Origin of the sequence: Streptococcus suis (assembly GCF_002964575.1) — a bacterium.
Taxonomy (GTDB): Bacteria; Bacillota; Bacilli; order Lactobacillales; family Streptococcaceae; genus Streptococcus; species Streptococcus suis_R.
The window spans coordinates 1-271 of the sequence record NZ_POQQ01000102.1; the positions used below are offsets into that span (position 1 = coordinate 1).

Annotated in this window: 1 protein-coding gene; it reads left to right on the top strand. The window is 33.6% G+C overall.

Going from position 1 to position 271, the window contains the following annotated elements; translation table 11 throughout:
* Nucleotides 1-271 (top strand): S8 family serine peptidase (locus tag C1E58_RS11930; RefSeq protein ID WP_238142281.1); only part of this gene is annotated, 271 nt, incomplete at both ends.

Genomic DNA, 271 nt, shown 5'->3' on the forward strand with positions numbered 1-271 from the left:
GAATCAAGATGAATTAAAAAACTATCTTGGTAGTTTAAGAGGAAAAGATTATAGTCAAGTTGATGGAACTGTACAAGATATTCCGGCTGAATTAGACAATGTTGTTACAGTTGGTTCAGTAGATGATAATGATCTTGTATCTAGTTTCTCAAATCAAGGGAATGGCGACATTGATATCTATGCAACAGGAGGTGGAAGTCAAGCGCTTTCTAAAGTAGGATATGATAAATGGGTAGCTGATAAATTATATGAAAAAGAATGGATTCTTGTT